This is a genomic window from Polynucleobacter sp. AP-Sanab-80-C2 (genome assembly GCF_035012965.1).
Taxonomy (GTDB): Bacteria; Pseudomonadota; Gammaproteobacteria; order Burkholderiales; family Burkholderiaceae; genus Polynucleobacter.
The window spans coordinates 203,485-218,061 of record NZ_JAYGQS010000005.1 but is presented as its reverse complement, the minus strand read 5'-3'; the positions used below and the strand labels follow the sequence as shown (position 1 = coordinate 218,061).

Sequence of the window (14,577 nt, the reverse complement as noted above, 5' to 3'; positions counted from 1 at the left end):
TGGAGTCTTCAAGGGTACAAGCCCTAGAAAACCCATTTGGTCCCAAAGTATTGGGGATGTGATTGGTAAAGGTGTAAACCATGTGGTCGGTACCGGACGTAAAGCATGTGTCCGGTACGTACCCTGTAGATTTGGTGGCGAATCAGGGATTTGAACCCCGGACCTGCGGATTATGATTCCGTCGCTCTAACCAGCTGAGCTAATTCGCCGAACTGATGATTATAAAACAATAGAAGGGGTGCTGTCTAAATGAAGCTGACTGTGCTGATGACGCTGATTAGTTTCGCCGCTACCTTACGCAAACCTCATCTAACCTATATTTAAAAGCGATCGGGACCTAAAAGTAGCGGGGGGGGGGGAGAAATCACTTATAGTTATAAAAATATATAAAGGGGTTGTTGTGAAACTATTGGTAACACTAATCTTTGTTAGCGCACTAATTGCTTGCTCGCAAAAACCTGACAACCTCACGCTAAGCTGTTACGGCGCCGTTATTAAGACGGAAGCAAAAAAAGAAATTGTTACACCTCAGGTGACGCGGACCTACAAGATTAAAGATTACAAAATCGATGATTATGAGTGTACCCAACAATCCAACATCATTAGCTGCAATTTGATCAAAGAGTCCAACGGGGCAAGGCAGCGTAAACGTATTATTTACAATACAAGTACGCTCTCATTTGCCGAAATTGATGCCACTTGGTCTATTGGTGAAAAGATAAACCCTAACGAACGCACTATTGCTCGAGCAGAATTTATTGGTAGATGCGAAAAGCCGATCCTGAATTAAAAGAATGACATAGCTTAGTTACAAGCAAAGTATTCAGTAAACTTCGCTTGCGCTGCTCTTTGTGCCATCAATTCGAATCGGCTACGAATACTATTTCTCACGAAATACTCAATCACCAGGGATGGAATGATGGAGTGCGGCTCCACAATCGCTTCATACCTAAAAAGCGTCTTATCTCTTCCCTCGCTAAGCCTCCAAGACCCTCGATATTGTTTGTTATCACCGCTTAGCTGCTCAAAAGTAATCAGTTTATTTGGGGTCTCTGTGTATTCCATGAGTGATTTCATTTCAACCGGAAAAAAGAGTATCTGCTCTCTAATTAACCTTTGAACACGTACCTTATTACGAGTCCGCGATATCACTTTCGATTCAACAATCCCAGGAATACTCTTGGCCCCCTCATAGTCAGTAATAAAAGCATAGGCAGCACAGATATCGATTGGCACTGCATAACTAGCTTGAATTTTGAAGTACCCATCTTCTGAAATGACACTTACTTGCACATCATATGGATTCGCATTTTCTTGTGCATGACTATGCAGTGCGCTGATAAATAAGAATAGGCAAACAATCCATTTCATTATTTAATTGTCATACCAAATTGTAAAGGCAGGATTTTGACCTGACATGTTCTCTCTTGACTTAGATATTGAGGGTGCCTAGATGCTCCGCTGTTCATATGACAAGTTTATGAATCTAGTCAATTACTGCCATATTTGAAGTTTAGATATCAAATCTAAATATGAGAATTTCACCTTTTAAAATATATCTGTAAATATTTTAGTTAGCGACAGAGCTGTCATATTCGATCCTCAAAAATAAGAGTGCATTATGAGGCTTAAAGTGCATTGAGTTTGCTCTAAAGAATCGATCTTGGCACCCTTTTTCTAAGAAATAGCTCAGTTACTCTAATCTGCAGCTACCCTTCTAAGAAATCGTAATATAGATGCATGAAAAGAGATTTCCAAAAACGGCTTGTCTTAGTGTTCTTGAGTGTTTTGATGCCTCTTGGCGCTTCTGCAGCCCAAATCTTCATTACTAACTATCCATCAGAAGCCAATGCTAAGGTCTTTGTTACAAAGTACCCGTCTGAAGCGAACTGCGTCGTCTACGAAACCCAATACTCCAGCGACAAGGAACCAGGGGTATGGTTTTATACAAAATATAAAAGTGATGCGCGAGCCACTATCTACTACACCCAATACAAATCCGATGCCGACCTTATTGTGTATTTCACAAAATACAAAAGTGATGCACGCTGCCGTTACTAATAAAGAAACTTAAAGCATGAAACTCATTTCAATTTCAGCAGGAAAAGTTTTGCCTTTGTTTGGCAACCACCACCCCGATTACAAATCAGTCGCTTCGGCAATTCATAAAAAGAGTATTAGTAATTTACAAAATCCCATTTCAGTTGAAATTACTACTCTTGGAGTGCAGAGTGATGAGCAGGCTGACTTGAATGTGCATGGTGGCATTGAAAAAGCGATCTACGTCTATCCAGCCGAACACTACGCTTTTTGGAACGAGCTACTCAGCCGTGAAACTAAAAAAGAAGTTACTCTCCAACATGGAGCTATCGGAGAAAACTTCACCATCGAAGGTTTGCTCGAGAGCGAGGTCTACGTTGGCGATACATTACTGATTGGCGATCTAGAATTTTCTGTAGTCAAGCTGCGTGAACCCTGCTTTAAATTCAATGCAGCAGTGGGCTATAAAGGTGCTAGTAAAGCGATGCTCCAGACGGGCTTTAGTGGCTGGTATCTCAGAGTCATCAAGACTGGCATCTTGGCTGCCGGAGCACAGATTACTCTTGTTCCTGGAGTAAGAGATATTTCAATTGCTCAGCAAAATCAAAAGTTACTAAACAATCGCAATCAAAAAGATTTGTGGGAATAAAAAAGCCCGATCACTTTGTGATCGGGCTTTTAGATACTATAAACTAAAGATGCTTTACATCTAATTAGTCACGTGCATAGATATCTACATCTTTGGTTTCTTTAACAAACAGTACACCGATTACCAATGTCATCGTAGCGATGATGATTGGATACCAGAGACCGTAGTAAATATTACCGTTCTGCGCAACCAAGGCGAAGGAGATAGTTGGCAACAAGCCACCGAACCAACCGTTACCAATGTGGTATGGCAAGGACATCGAGGTGTAGCGAATCCGAGTTGGGAACATCTCAACGAGCATCGCTGCGATTGGGCCATAAACCATGGTCACCAAAATCACCAAAAATACTAACAAGGCCAAAACCGCAACATGGTTAACCTCAGCTGGGTTAGCTTTAGCAGGGTAGCCGGCAGCATTCAATGCATCACGAATTTCTTTCTTGAACTCTGCATCTTTGGCCTTTGCATCTGCTGGAGCCATGCCCTTGGAGGAGTAGCCAGTGATTTCAGTATCACCAATCTTCACAATCGCTGTACTACCAGCAGCACCGGCAACGGTGGTATAGCTAGCAGAGTTTGAAGCCATCACTTGTTTTGCAATATCGCAAGAGCTTGTGAACTTCGCAGTGCCGGTTGGGTTGAACTGGAAGGTACATTCAGTTGGATCAACCGTAATAGAAGCTGGTGCAGTTGCCATTGCCTTCTCTAACTGTGGGTTGGAGAAGTGAGTCAAGGCATTAAATACTGAAACTGGCGTATTTGGAATGTAAGTAATGATCGCCAATAACAATCCGCCCATGATGATCACTTTACGGCCAATCTTGTCAGACAAGGCGCCAAATACTACGAAGAATGGTGTGCCGATAACCAATGAAGCAGCAATCAACAAGTTCGCAGTTTTAGCATCTACCTTCATCACTTGGGTGAGGTAGAACAAAGCATAGAACTGGCCTGTGTACCAAACCACTGCTTGACCTGCAACTAGACCAAACAATGCCAAGATCACAATCTTCAAGTTCTTCCATTGACCAAATGATTCTGTCAAAGGTGCTTTAGACAACTTACCTTCATCTTTCATCTTCTTGAAAGCTGGTGATTCATTCATGGACAAACGAATCCATACAGAAATTGCCAACAAAGCGATAGAAGCAATGAAAGGAACGCGCCAGCCCCAAACGTCAAAGTCTGGGCCAGTGAATTCACGTGTGAACAAAATCACAAGCAAGGAGAGGAACAAACCCAGAGTAGCGGTTGTCTGAATCCAAGCTGTATATGCACCGCGCTTACCATGAGGGGCATGCTCTGCAACATAAGTAGCAGCACCACCGTACTCACCACCCAAAGCCAAACCTTGCAGCATACGCAATGCAATCAAGATGACTGGGGCAGCAACACCGATAGATGCATAGTTAGGCAGAATACCCACGATAAAGGTTGCGCCACCCATAAGCATAATAGTGACCAAGAAGGTGTACTTACGGCCAATCAAATCGCCTAAGCGGCCAAACACCAATGCGCCAAATGGACGCACGATGAAACCAGCGGCAAAAGCTAACAAGGCAAAAATGAAGGCAGAGCCAGCATCTAATCCTGAGAAGAACTGCTTGGCAATAACGGCAGCCAAAGAACCGTAAAGGTAAAAGTCATACCACTCAAAAACCGTACCTAAAGAGGAAGCAAAAATAACTTTGCGCTCTGCAGCGGTCATTGGGGCTGCTTTAGTTGATGTTGACATCAGTAGCTCCTAACTATTTATAGAAATAAAAAAACAACTCGTCGATTATCCTTAAAAAAATTCAAAGAAATCCAACACTTAGGGTAATTACTCATGAAATTCAGTCGGGGTATTCCCGAAAACTGCATATTTAATGCAATACACTTAATCCATGATGACATCATGGATTTGCACTATTTCATAGCAAGTTGCCCAATCAAGGTGCATATTCGAAAAACCAAGTGCAACACCCAGAATTTATCTATTTGCACTTCGATTTAATAGTCTCTGAAGTTATCAAAAAGGCATAGCTCAATATGCCGCCAAAAATATTACATAAGGAGCATTTCAAATGAAAAGACGTGACTTTCTAGGTAAAACCGCAATCGGCGCTGCTGCTGGAGTATTGGCTGCACCCGCCATTGCACAATCTATGCCAGAAGTGAAGTGGCGCTGCGCCTCTAGCTTTCCTAAAAGCCTAGACACCATATACGGTGGCGGTGAATTTATCTCCAAGCGAGTAGCCGCACTGACCGATGGCAAGTTCCAAATTCGTATTTTTGGTGCAGGTGAAATCGTCCCAGCCTTCGGTACGGTTGATGCCGTACAACAGGGTACTGTGGAATGTACTCATACTGCCGGCTACTACTTTGTAGGCAAAAATAAAACGTTCGCTTTTGATACGACCGTTCCGTTTGGTATGAATCAGCGCCAGCAAAATGCTTGGATGTATTGGGGCGGTGGCTTGAAACTCCAACGCGAGTTCTTGCGTGACTACAACATTATTTCTTTCCCAGCAGGTAACACCGGCACTCAAATGGGTGGCTGGTTTAAAAAACCAGTGAAGACTGTTGCTGACCTAAAAGGTCTGAAGATGCGTATTGCCGGTCTTGGTGGCGAAGTGATGTCCCGCTTAGGCGCAATTCCACAACAGATTGCCGGTGGCGATATTTATCCTGCTCTTGAAAAGGGTGTGATTGATGCGGCTGAGTGGGTTGGTCCTTACGATGATGAAAAACTAGGCTTTTACAAAATTGCTCCTTACTACTACTACCCAGGATGGTGGGAAGCTTGTTCGATGTACTCCATGTACGTCAACATCAAAGAATGGGAAAAGTTACCTAAGCAATATCAAGAAGCTTTGGCCTCAGCATGTGCGGAGTGCAACATTGACATGATGGCCGAGTACGACTACAAAAACCCAATCGCTTTGCAAAGCTTAATTAAGAATGGTGTGAAGCTGCAATCTTATTCAACAGACATTATGAAAGCGGCATCCAATGCGGCATTCGAAATGTATGAAGAAGAAGCAGCCAAGAATCCATCATTCAAGAAGATTTACGAACCTTGGAAAAAATTCCGCAACGATCAAATGCTGTGGAACAAAGTTGCTGAGCAAACACTCATGAGCTTCATGTTGACTAATCCAGTCAAATAAGGACTTATTGAGAATCTGATATGCCAAAACAATTTTTAGTTTTTGCAAGTTTCGTTGATCGTTTAAATGACCGTTTTGGTGTATTAGCGAGTTGGATGGTATTGATAGCCGTACTGGTCAGCACAGGAAATGCGCTGATTCGGTATGGCTTCAATGTCAGCTCCAATGGCTGGCTTGAAGCGCAGTGGTATTTATTCGCCGGTATGGTGATGTTTGGTGCTGCAACGACTTTTCGTCTCAATGAACACGTGCGAGTAGACGTACTTTATGCAATGTACCCTAACAAATTTCGACTCTGGTTAGACTTTTGGGGTGGCATTGTTTTCTTCTTACCGGTAACAATCATCATTGGTTACTACTCTTGGGAATTTTTTATTACGTCGGTAATTCAAAATGAAACCTCGAGCAATCCTGGTGGTCTGATTCGTTGGCCAGTGCGTGGCGTGATTACTTTGGGCTTTTTCTTATTAACACTCCAAGGTATCTCAGAAATTATCAAACGCTATGCTGCCATTATTGGCATGATTCAAATCGATCCTAAGTACGAAAGACCGCTCCAATGATTAGCCATGAATTGATGGCCCCCATCATGTTTGGGGGCTTGATTGTATTTTTATTGCTTGGATATCCAGCCGCCTTTTCGCTTGGCGCAGTTGGCTTATTCTTTTCTTTTATCGGCATCGAAATGGGCATGTTTCAGCCCACTTTCTTGCAAGCGCTACCAGACCGAGTCTTTGGCATTCTCTCGAATGACTTATTACTTTCCATTCCCTTCTTCACCTTCATGGGTGCAATTCTGGAGAAGTGCGGGTTAGCAGAAGACATGCTCGAAGGTTTGGGTCAATTGTTTGGCCCAATCCGTGGTGGTCTAGCGTATGCCGTCATCATTGTTGGTGCGATTCTGGGTGCGATTACTGGGACTGTTGCTGCATCAGTAATTGCGATGGGCTTAATCTCTCTGCCAATCATGCTGCGCTACGGTTACAACCCGCGTGTTGCAACGGGTGTGATTGCAGCCTCTGGAACCATTACTCAACTCATCCCACCATCACTCGTATTAATTGTGTTGGCTGACCAGTTAGGCAAATCGGTTGGCGATATGTATGCCGGCGCCATTGGACCTTCTATCATTCAAGTAGTGCTGTTCTGTTTGTTTATTTTCTTTTTATCCATTTTTAGACCACAAGATGTGCCAGCACTTCCACCTGAAGCGCGTCCAAAAATTGACTGGAAATTATTCAAGCGAATCTTGTGGGGCATTGTTCCCTCAATCGCACTCATCTTCTTAGTATTGGGCACCATCTTGATGGGTCTGGCTACGCCTACTGAAGGTGGAGCCATGGGCTCTGTAGGAGCTTTAGTTCTCGCTGCCATGAATAAGCGCCTAGAGAAACCGCTAGTCTGGGAGGCAATGACTTCCACGATGCGCATCAATGCCATGGTGATCTTCATTCTGATTGGCTCTACGGTATTTGGCTTAGCATTCCGCGGCGTTGATGGGGACCTCTGGATTGAGAATCTCTTATCAGGTCTTCCAGGCGGTCAAGTAGGCTTCTTGATTGTGGTGAACTTGTTTGTCTTCTTCTTAGCCTTCTTCCTAGACTATTTTGAGATCGCCTTCATCATCATTCCATTATTGGCTCCCGTTGCGGACAAGCTCGGCATCGACCTGATCTGGTTCGGTGTTCTTCTCGGCGCCAATATGCAGACCTCATTCATGCATCCTCCATTTGGCTTCGCGCTGTTCTACCTGCGAGGGGTAGCACCAAAATCACTCAAGAGCTCTGATATTTACTATGGGGCCCTGCCCTGGGTTGGTTTGCAACTGATTCTGGTGGCCATCATCATCTTCATCCCAGAAACAGTGACCTACTTTGTTGATAAGCCAGCTGCTGTCTTTGATGCCAATGGTCCCTCCGTTGATCCATTGGCTGGCGTTGAACAAAATGAGATCACAGTAGACTCTAGTTCAGAGATCGAGCGACAATTGCGAGAAAATAAATAATATAAAAGCATTAGAAAAAATAGAGGGGTTTTGCAATGCAAGCAAAGTGGGGCATTCAGGGGATGGCGGTAGCGCCGCACTCCCTCGCTTCTGAATCAGCTTTAGCAGTTCTTCGTGAAGGTGGCAATGCATTAGAGGCAATGGTAGCTGCAGCAGCAACCATTGCTGTTGTCTACCCACATATGAATTCCATTGGTGGCGACTCTTTTTGGGTGATCCATTCACCAGGCAAAGCCATGGGCGGTATTGATGCCTGTGGTGCGGCAGCTGGCTTAGCAAGCAAGCAGTGGTATGCGGAGCGTGGCATTACCAAAGCGATTCCTTTTCGTGGACCAGTAGCAGCAAACACCGTTGCCGGCACTATCTCTGGTTGGGGTGCTGCGCACAAACTCTCAAAACAGGGTCTTGGCGGAAAGATCCCTTTATCGCGTCTGCTAGCGGATGCGATTCATTACGCTGAAGCAGGCGTACCAGTAACTTATAGCCAATCAAACCTAACTGCTAAAAAGCGTGAAGAGCTCAATCCCATTCCAGGATTTGCTAAAACATTTTTAGTGAATGGCAAAGCGCCAGCTGTGGGCAGTATCTTTAAACAAGCGCGCCTAGCTAAAACCTTACGGCAAATTGCCACCAAAGGAGCAGATGATTTTTACCGTGGCGATCTTGCAGATTTGTTAGGCAAAGAACTCACTGATATTGGTAGCCCCCTACGTTTAAGCGATCTACATCGTCATCGCGCCAAACTCATTGATCCGCTGGAACTTAAACACAGCCTGGGTAATGTCTACAATATGGTACCGCCTACCCAAGGTGTTGTGTCACTCATGATCATCGGCATCTTGGATCAACTCAATCTCAAGCGCTTCAAGGTCGATAGCACTGAATATGTTCATCATTGCGTTGAAGCGACTAAGCAAGCGTTTAAGATTCGAGATCAGTTTGTCACCGACCCCGCTTACATGACAAAAAATGCGCAGTCTTTTTTATCGCCAGCATTTCTGAAAAAGTTAGCTAAAAATATAGATCCAAACAAAGCTTTACCCTGGGGTCAAGGCAAGGGACCAGCCGACACAATCTGGATGGGCGTGATTGATGGTGACGGTAACTGCGTCTCTTTCATTCAAAGTATTTATCACGAGTTTGGCGCTGGTATTGTGTTGCCTCAGTCAGGAGTGAATTGGCAAAACCGAGGTTGCAGTTTCTCTTTAGATCCCAAGACACTCAATCATCTCGAACCCTATCGCAAACCTTTTCACACACTCAATCCTGCGATGGCTCTATTTAAAGATGGCCGCTCGATGGTCTATGGAACGATGGGTGGAGATGGTCAACCGCAAACTCAATGTGCCGTATTTACTCGTACAGCAACGTATGGACTGGATCCACAAGATGCGATTAGTCGTCCACGCTGGCTACTAGGGAGAACTTGGGGCCAAACTAGCGACAGCCTGAAATTAGAATCTCGCTTTAGCCCATGGGTTGCAAAAGAATTACATGCGATGGGTCATGAAATTGAGATGCTCGATGCTTTTGATGAAACCGTAGGTCACGCAGGTTGCATCATTCGCGAACCATCTGGCACTCTCCGCGGGGGCTGGGATCCTCGCAGCGACGGTGCCGTTAGCGCGTTTTAGTAATCCATATTTTGGGTACGCGCAGATCCCAATAAATAGCGGCTGCGCGTAAACCAAAGATTCCCAACATACAAAGTACGGAACCCTCAATCGCATACTGAGGTATGAAGTTCAATACCAGCACATAGGCACAACAACCCAGTGTTACCGGAATCGCATAGAGCTCATGAGACATGATCAGTGTTTTTCTACCGGCCAATACGTCGCGTATTAAGCCACCGCCAATTGCCGTAATCACCCCCAAGATGACAGGCGCAACAGGCAAGCCAAAATCCATACCCCAGGCCTTGTCTGCCCCCTGAATCGCAAATAGGGCAGCACCAAAACCATCGATATACAACATCCAGCGATATATCTGTGGTTGGGTAAAAAAAGACTCAGCAAAAAATGTCAATACGCTCGCACCCAATGCAAGCCAAACATAAATCTGTCCTTCAGACCAAAAGATAGGGGCTTCCAAGATAATGTCTCGAATAGTCCCCCCGCCTATTGCAGTGATCAAACCAAGTACTAAAACACCAAAAAGATCGACTCCACGATCGGCTATAGCCAATACGCCAGTGACCGCAAAGGCTATGGTTGCAATGATGCCAATCCAAAAATGAATTTCGTACATAAGAAATAGTCTAAAGCAAATGAAAGAACCTTCTCGCCAATTTGCTTCATGAATATACTGTTAGCCATGAATACAACGAAAGCATCTCCATGAAACCCCAGCTCTATAGCTATTGGCGTAGCTCTGCTGCCTTCCGTGTTCGTATCGCATTGAATATCAAAGGTGTGGACTATGAAGTGCTGCCAGTACACCTAAATAAAAATGGTAGCGAGCAACTATCTGAGGCGTATGCAAGTAAAAACCCCAATCGCCTTGTACCCTTATTTGATGATGGAAAAAATAGCATCCATCAATCACTTGCCATCATTGAGTACCTTGATGAAGTTGCGCCTCAACCGGCTTTGCTACCAAGTTCACCGATCGATCGCGCTTGGGTACGTTCCTTGGCCATGGATATCGCTATTGATATTCACCCCATTAGTAATTTACGAGTACTACGCTACTTAATTAAACAAGTTGGCGCTAGTAATCAAGTAAAGGATGCCTGGTATCAACATTGGATCAAGTTAGGGCTTGCCAGCGTTGAAAAACAATTATGTAGCGATCCACGCCTTGGGCGTTTTACTTTTGGTGATCAACCTAGCCTGATTGATATTTGTTTAGTGCCGCAAATATTTAATGCCTTAAGCACCAAGATGGATATGAGCCCATACCCTACTCTCATGAAAATCTTCCATGAGTGCATGAATTTACCTGCGTTTATAGATGCTTCATGGGAGAAACAAATTGATGCAGAAGGGCCAAACCCCTCTATTTGATTGGTGATTCCATCATCTTGACTAAGACATGAACAGATTCGTTATACGGCGTCGTAATTCCATGCCGCTTGCCTAGCTCGACAATAAAGCCATTTAAGAAATCAATCTCTGTCATTTTTCCTCTAGCCAGATCCTGGGCGGTTGAGGAAACCTGAGTAGCCATAGTGCTAGCAATAGAAGCATTTGCCGCAAGTGCCTCTGACATCGTGATATTGACATCTTCAAGCTCAGCAATCGCAAGAAACTCTTTGGTAATTTCTTCAATCAGTTTCACAATGCCAGGAGACTTCACCATCTCCCCATAAGCAATCTGACCAATCCCAGAAATCGCATTGAAAGAACAGTTCACCAAAAACTTGAGCCACATATCTCTTTTAATCTGCGGCGCAATCGAACACGGAACCTTTGCCCCTTCAAATAACTTACAAATGTCTAGAAGCCCTTGATCGCCTTGAGGAACGGTGTTTGATGGATCACCAATCAGCAACTCACCTCTACCATGATGTTTCATAGTTCTTTGATCAATCATCCTTGCAGCAACATAGACCACCGCCGCATAAACCGGATTCACAATGATTTTGGTAGCAATATCAATATTGGCTACCCCATTTTGCAAACTGAGGATTACTGCCTTACTTGGCAAAATAGATTTAATTTCTGCAAGCGTGCGTTCTGTATCGAGCGACTTCACACTGAGTAAAACTAAATCGGCATCACTCAGAATAGCAAGATCAGAGCTTGCTTTGACCGCAATCGTTTCATGAAATGCTTTGCAATCCATCTGCAAGCCAGATTCATTGAGGGCCGTGGCTCGCTCAGGCCTGGCTATAAAAGTAACATCATGATGTGCACGGGCTAACATGCCACCAAAGTAACACCCTACTGCACCCGCACCTAAGACGTATATTTTTTGATTACTTTGTGTTTTATAAATCAAGGACCAGTGTTCCGATTTTGATATGAGAGATACAGGGAGTTAAGTACTCCTGATGCTCGGCATCACTCAAAATACAATCTCCGTGCTCTACGTCACCACTGATATATCTTGTCTTACACGTACCACATAAACCTGATTGGCAAGAAGTCGGTATCTCAATGCCTGATCTTGCCAAAGCATCGATAATGGACTCGTCTCGCGTAACATTTATTTTTTGGCCAGTACTCTGAACCTCAATCACTAGACCTTCAGAGTCCGTGCTGGAAATTTTATTCACTTTTTTGTCTCACTCCACATCAAGAATGGGCTGCGATTGCAGCCCATCTCTTCTGATCTATAGATTAATACTTAAACTGTGCTTTGGCAGTTTGCTCAAGCTCTTCCATTTTTTGCTTCACAAAGTCAGAGCGCTCTTTACCCTTGTACTGCTCGCTTTCGGTGAGAATGGCAATCACGCTCTTTGCAACAAAGCGTCTTTGCGCTACTTCTTCTTCAGTCGTGGCGCCAATTGGCAACTCAAATACATTACCTGAACAATAGCTATTGGGTGCGCCATTCAATTCCTTTAACCACTCAGCAAAGGCTTCTGCGCTTGCCGCTGGATTAGAGCCACGAACGGCATCACGCAACATCTTCCTAAATAAATAAGGGCCTGCATCAAACTTTGTTGGATTCTCAAGCGCATGAATAGCGATTGGTCTCTGACTAATGATGGCCTCGTAATCACCAGGCGCGTATTGAGCCATCTTGTAATTAGATCGCGCCCTATGGTCTGCTGGAATATCTACAATATCGCTAATCGTGTGATTGCCAAAACGCTCAGCCCTTCTCAAGGCAACTTGGCCATCCAAAAAGTCGATTGATTCATATCCGACCAGCTCTTTTTGTCCGATACCGCGAGTATCAATACCAGGGCCCATCACGCGCCAGCCAATCATCTTGCTATTAAAGTCGTCGACTGGAACTGTCCAACGGATGATATGGAAACGACTAAATAATTTTTTATTGGAGCCATCTTCAGAGGTATAGGCATGCAAGCTCAGATTTGGCAATACCTGGTGCTGAACGCGAATAAATAATTTTTCGTTATTAACACGACGCGCACCTGAACAAGCTAAGCCTCGGCCACCATGAATTGGCACAAACTGCATATCAGGGTGTACTTCCATCGTTGGGGAGCCCACTTCATCAAAAGTTGTACCTTGAAAATGGCCACCTACTACGTTTTTTGCAGCATGCAATTCTGCTGTATGGAAGTTATCGGCAGCATTGTCTTGTACTTGTAACCAATTACAGTGCTGGAAGTTGCTATAGGGCACCAGTTCATCGCCGGGGGCTACCGTGAAATCAGACTCCCACTCTGGAAATGGTGGCTCTTTATCGGGAGGTCCCATATATGCAAATACCAAACCATTTCTTTCAAATGCTTTGTAAGCACCTTGCTGAATCGAGCAGGCATATTTTTCTGCTTCAGCTTCCTCGCCCTTAGGGAAGGGTGCATTCAAACAAGTGCCGTCCACATCAAACACCATACCGTGATAGCAGCACTTAATACCGTGCTCTTGAATTTGCCCATATTCAAGTGAAGCGCCACGATGCACGCAATGGGCATGCAATACACCCACGCTTCCGCTACCATCACGAAACGCCACCAACTCTTCACCTAAGATGGTTAAAAATTTTGGAGTGTCAGTCAATTCAATTGACATGCATACCGGATGCCAAAAACCACGCATATACTCACCCATGGGTGTGCCGGGACCAACTTCTGTAAGCTCGGGATCATGCCCTGGAACTTTATTGGTGTAGTAGCCACCATAAGGAACTAATTTCTTAGGCGTTGCAGATCCTGCGGATGCGCCGACCTTTTTCTCCGCTTGTTCCTGTTTACTTGTCATTACTGAGACTCCTGTTGTAACTAGCTATATCTAAAACTGTTCAATTAATCAAACATATCTGGCTGGTTTTCTTTTAGATAACCCCAGATTGGCTGGAAATGCAACCAACCAATATATTCGCTGCCCACGTGTTCACGGCTATAGCGTGCAGTTTCTGGCGATAGCAACACAGGCTTAACACCTGTAGCCTCAACCATCATCTGCTGCTTACAACAACGCTCTAAAGCGATAAACCAGAACGCTGCAGCTTCAATACTATGACGACTTACTGTTAACAAGCCATGATTACGGTGAATAATCGCTTTCACTTTTTTCAAAGAACCTGCTACGTTGTAGCCAGAATTATCCTCAACTGCTACTTGACCAGCCTGTTCCGCTAAAACCATATGGTCTTCAAAGAATGCTGCGGCATCTTGAGAGATTGGATCCAATGGTTTACCTAGTGCCGCAAAGGCTGTGCCATAGACTGTATGTGCATGACACATAGCCACGATATCGGGATGTTTTTCATGAACTGCTGCGTGCAATACAAATCCAGCACGATTCAATGCATGCTTACCCTCCAAAATATTGCCTTCATGGTCTGCCAAGATTAAGTTAGACACTTTTACTTGATCAAAATGCACTGCCATTGGATTCGTCCAGTACAGATTTGGATGTTCCGGATCACGCACAGTTAAATGTCCTGCAAATCCATAATCAAACTTTTCTAAGGCGAATGCTCGGCAAGCAGCAACCAATCGCTCCTTGAGATGCTGACGTTCCTCAGCAAAACTATTGAATTTTGCTTGGTAGGGAAAAATCTGGGATTTGTCTTCAGGTTGATAAATAGACTCTCTGTCGCCCAAGTCCAATTTACGTTCTTTCTCCATTACCTCAGCCATGTGA

The 14,577-nt window shown here is 44.4% G+C and carries 15 protein-coding genes and 1 tRNA gene; 8 read left to right on the top strand and 8 right to left on the bottom strand.

All coding sequences use genetic code 11. From position 1 onward, the window contains the following. Window positions 1-132: 132 nt before the first annotated feature. Window positions 133-209 (bottom strand) — tRNA-Met (locus VC178_RS09685). Window positions 210-400: 191 nt separating this feature from the next. Here VC178_RS09685 and VC178_RS09680 point away from each other — a divergent pair. Continuing rightward, window positions 401-790: a hypothetical protein gene (locus VC178_RS09680; RefSeq protein WP_216178139.1), complete on the top strand. Its 390-nt coding sequence runs from the start codon at window positions 401-403 to the stop codon at window positions 788-790. Between the two features lie 14 nt (window positions 791-804). Here the strand turns inward: VC178_RS09680 and VC178_RS09675 are convergent, their stop codons facing one another. After that, on the bottom strand, window positions 805-1,371 hold the full coding sequence (locus VC178_RS09675; protein ID WP_215297502.1) for an SRPBCC family protein: 567 nt from the start codon (window positions 1,369-1,371) through the stop codon (window positions 805-807). Window positions 1,372-1,740: 369 nt separating this feature from the next. Here VC178_RS09675 and VC178_RS09670 point away from each other — a divergent pair, with 369 nt between their 5' ends. Both VC178_RS09670 and VC178_RS09665 read left to right on the top strand, forming a co-directional pair. Beyond that, window positions 1,741-2,061 carry a DUF6150 family protein gene (locus VC178_RS09670; protein ID WP_323482382.1) on the top strand — a complete coding sequence of 107 codons (321 nt, stop codon included), beginning with the start codon at window positions 1,741-1,743 and terminating at the stop codon, window positions 2,059-2,061. A 16-nt stretch (window positions 2,062-2,077) separates the two neighbouring features. After that, window positions 2,078-2,689: an MOSC domain-containing protein gene (locus VC178_RS09665; RefSeq protein ID WP_323482381.1), complete on the top strand. Its 612-nt coding sequence runs from the start codon at window positions 2,078-2,080 to the stop codon at window positions 2,687-2,689. Between the two features lie 64 nt (window positions 2,690-2,753). Here the strand turns inward: VC178_RS09665 and VC178_RS09660 are convergent, their stop codons facing one another. Further along, window positions 2,754-4,424 carry an MFS transporter gene (locus VC178_RS09660; RefSeq protein WP_323482380.1) on the bottom strand — a complete coding sequence of 557 codons (1,671 nt, stop codon included), beginning with the start codon at window positions 4,422-4,424 and terminating at the stop codon, window positions 2,754-2,756. A gap of 331 nt (window positions 4,425-4,755) precedes the next feature. Here VC178_RS09660 and VC178_RS09655 point away from each other — a divergent pair, with 331 nt between their 5' ends. The 4 genes from VC178_RS09655 to ggt are packed head-to-tail and all read left to right on the top strand — an operon-like array spanning window position 4,756 to window position 9,480. Then, on the top strand, window positions 4,756-5,841 hold the full coding sequence (locus VC178_RS09655) for a TRAP transporter substrate-binding protein (protein WP_215295829.1): 1,086 nt from the start codon (window positions 4,756-4,758) through the stop codon (window positions 5,839-5,841). A gap of 20 nt (window positions 5,842-5,861) precedes the next feature. Continuing rightward, on the top strand, window positions 5,862-6,404 hold the full coding sequence (locus VC178_RS09650) for a TRAP transporter small permease subunit (RefSeq protein ID WP_215295830.1): 543 nt from the start codon (window positions 5,862-5,864) through the stop codon (window positions 6,402-6,404). After that, a complete protein-coding gene (locus VC178_RS09645) occupies window positions 6,401-7,846 on the top strand; it encodes a TRAP transporter large permease (protein ID WP_216126818.1) in 1,446 nt (481 codons plus the stop codon). Before VC178_RS09650 ends, VC178_RS09645 begins: the two co-directional genes overlap by 4 nt. Window positions 7,847-7,881: 35 nt before the next feature. Further along, window positions 7,882-9,480 (top strand): gamma-glutamyltransferase, encoded by a 1,599-nt coding sequence (gene ggt / locus VC178_RS09640; protein ID WP_323482379.1) that lies wholly within the window; start codon window positions 7,882-7,884, stop codon window positions 9,478-9,480. On the opposite strand, the gene VC178_RS09635 is transcribed toward ggt, so the two are convergent. Then, window positions 9,467-10,096, bottom strand: a complete 630-nt coding sequence (locus tag VC178_RS09635) for a trimeric intracellular cation channel family protein (RefSeq protein ID WP_323482378.1) — start codon at window positions 10,094-10,096, stop codon at window positions 9,467-9,469. The two genes, ggt and VC178_RS09635, sit on opposite strands and share 14 nt — an antisense overlap. 89 nt (window positions 10,097-10,185) lie before the next feature. Here VC178_RS09635 and maiA point away from each other — a divergent pair, with 89 nt between their 5' ends. Next, entirely contained in the window at window positions 10,186-10,854 is a 669-nt protein-coding gene (gene maiA, locus VC178_RS09630; RefSeq protein WP_323482377.1) for a maleylacetoacetate isomerase, read from the top strand. On the opposite strand, the gene VC178_RS09625 is transcribed toward maiA, so the two are convergent. From VC178_RS09625 to VC178_RS09610, 4 genes are all read right to left on the bottom strand, one after another. Beyond that, window positions 10,847-11,791 carry a 2-dehydropantoate 2-reductase gene (locus tag VC178_RS09625; protein WP_323482376.1) on the bottom strand — a complete coding sequence of 315 codons (945 nt, stop codon included), beginning with the start codon at window positions 11,789-11,791 and terminating at the stop codon, window positions 10,847-10,849. The genes maiA and VC178_RS09625 overlap by 8 nt on opposite strands. Continuing rightward, window positions 11,781-12,032, bottom strand: a complete 252-nt coding sequence (locus VC178_RS09620) for a 2Fe-2S iron-sulfur cluster-binding protein (RefSeq protein WP_251370118.1) — start codon at window positions 12,030-12,032, stop codon at window positions 11,781-11,783. The genes VC178_RS09625 and VC178_RS09620 overlap by 11 nt, the downstream gene beginning before the upstream one ends. Before the next feature lie 100 nt (window positions 12,033-12,132). Continuing rightward, window positions 12,133-13,689, bottom strand: a complete 1,557-nt coding sequence (locus VC178_RS09615) for a Rieske 2Fe-2S domain-containing protein (protein ID WP_323482375.1) — start codon at window positions 13,687-13,689, stop codon at window positions 12,133-12,135. A gap of 44 nt (window positions 13,690-13,733) precedes the next feature. Further along, window positions 13,734-14,573, bottom strand: a complete 840-nt coding sequence (locus tag VC178_RS09610; protein ID WP_215295838.1) for a class II aldolase/adducin family protein — start codon at window positions 14,571-14,573, stop codon at window positions 13,734-13,736. Between the last annotated feature and the right edge of the window lie 4 nt (window positions 14,574-14,577).

What these genes read in the sequence shown, in the direction of transcription:
- VC178_RS09655 (WP_215295829.1), top strand. Translation starts at nt 4,756, where the DNA reads ATGAAAAGACGTGACTTTCTAGGTAAAACCGCAATCGGCGCTGCTGCT.
- ggt (WP_323482379.1), top strand. Translation starts at nt 7,882, where the DNA reads ATGCAAGCAAAGTGGGGCATTCAGGGGATGGCGGTAGCGCCGCACTCC.
- VC178_RS09660 (WP_323482380.1), bottom strand. Translation starts at nt 4,424, where the DNA reads ATGTCAACATCAACTAAAGCAGCCCCAATGACCGCTGCAGAGCGCAAA.
- VC178_RS09610 (WP_215295838.1), bottom strand. Translation starts at nt 14,573, where the DNA reads ATGGCTGAGGTAATGGAGAAAGAACGTAAATTGGACTTGGGCGACAGA.
- VC178_RS09615 (WP_323482375.1), bottom strand. Translation starts at nt 13,689, where the DNA reads ATGACAAGTAAACAGGAACAAGCGGAGAAAAAGGTCGGCGCATCCGCA.
- VC178_RS09670 (WP_323482382.1), top strand. Translation starts at nt 1,741, where the DNA reads ATGAAAAGAGATTTCCAAAAACGGCTTGTCTTAGTGTTCTTGAGTGTT.
- maiA (WP_323482377.1), top strand. Translation starts at nt 10,186, where the DNA reads ATGAAACCCCAGCTCTATAGCTATTGGCGTAGCTCTGCTGCCTTCCGT.
- VC178_RS09665 (WP_323482381.1), top strand. Translation starts at nt 2,078, where the DNA reads ATGAAACTCATTTCAATTTCAGCAGGAAAAGTTTTGCCTTTGTTTGGC.
- VC178_RS09675 (WP_215297502.1), bottom strand. Translation starts at nt 1,371, where the DNA reads ATGAAATGGATTGTTTGCCTATTCTTATTTATCAGCGCACTGCATAGT.
- VC178_RS09650 (WP_215295830.1), top strand. Translation starts at nt 5,862, where the DNA reads ATGCCAAAACAATTTTTAGTTTTTGCAAGTTTCGTTGATCGTTTAAAT.
- VC178_RS09635 (WP_323482378.1), bottom strand. Translation starts at nt 10,096, where the DNA reads ATGTACGAAATTCATTTTTGGATTGGCATCATTGCAACCATAGCCTTT.
- VC178_RS09645 (WP_216126818.1), top strand. Translation starts at nt 6,401, where the DNA reads ATGATTAGCCATGAATTGATGGCCCCCATCATGTTTGGGGGCTTGATT.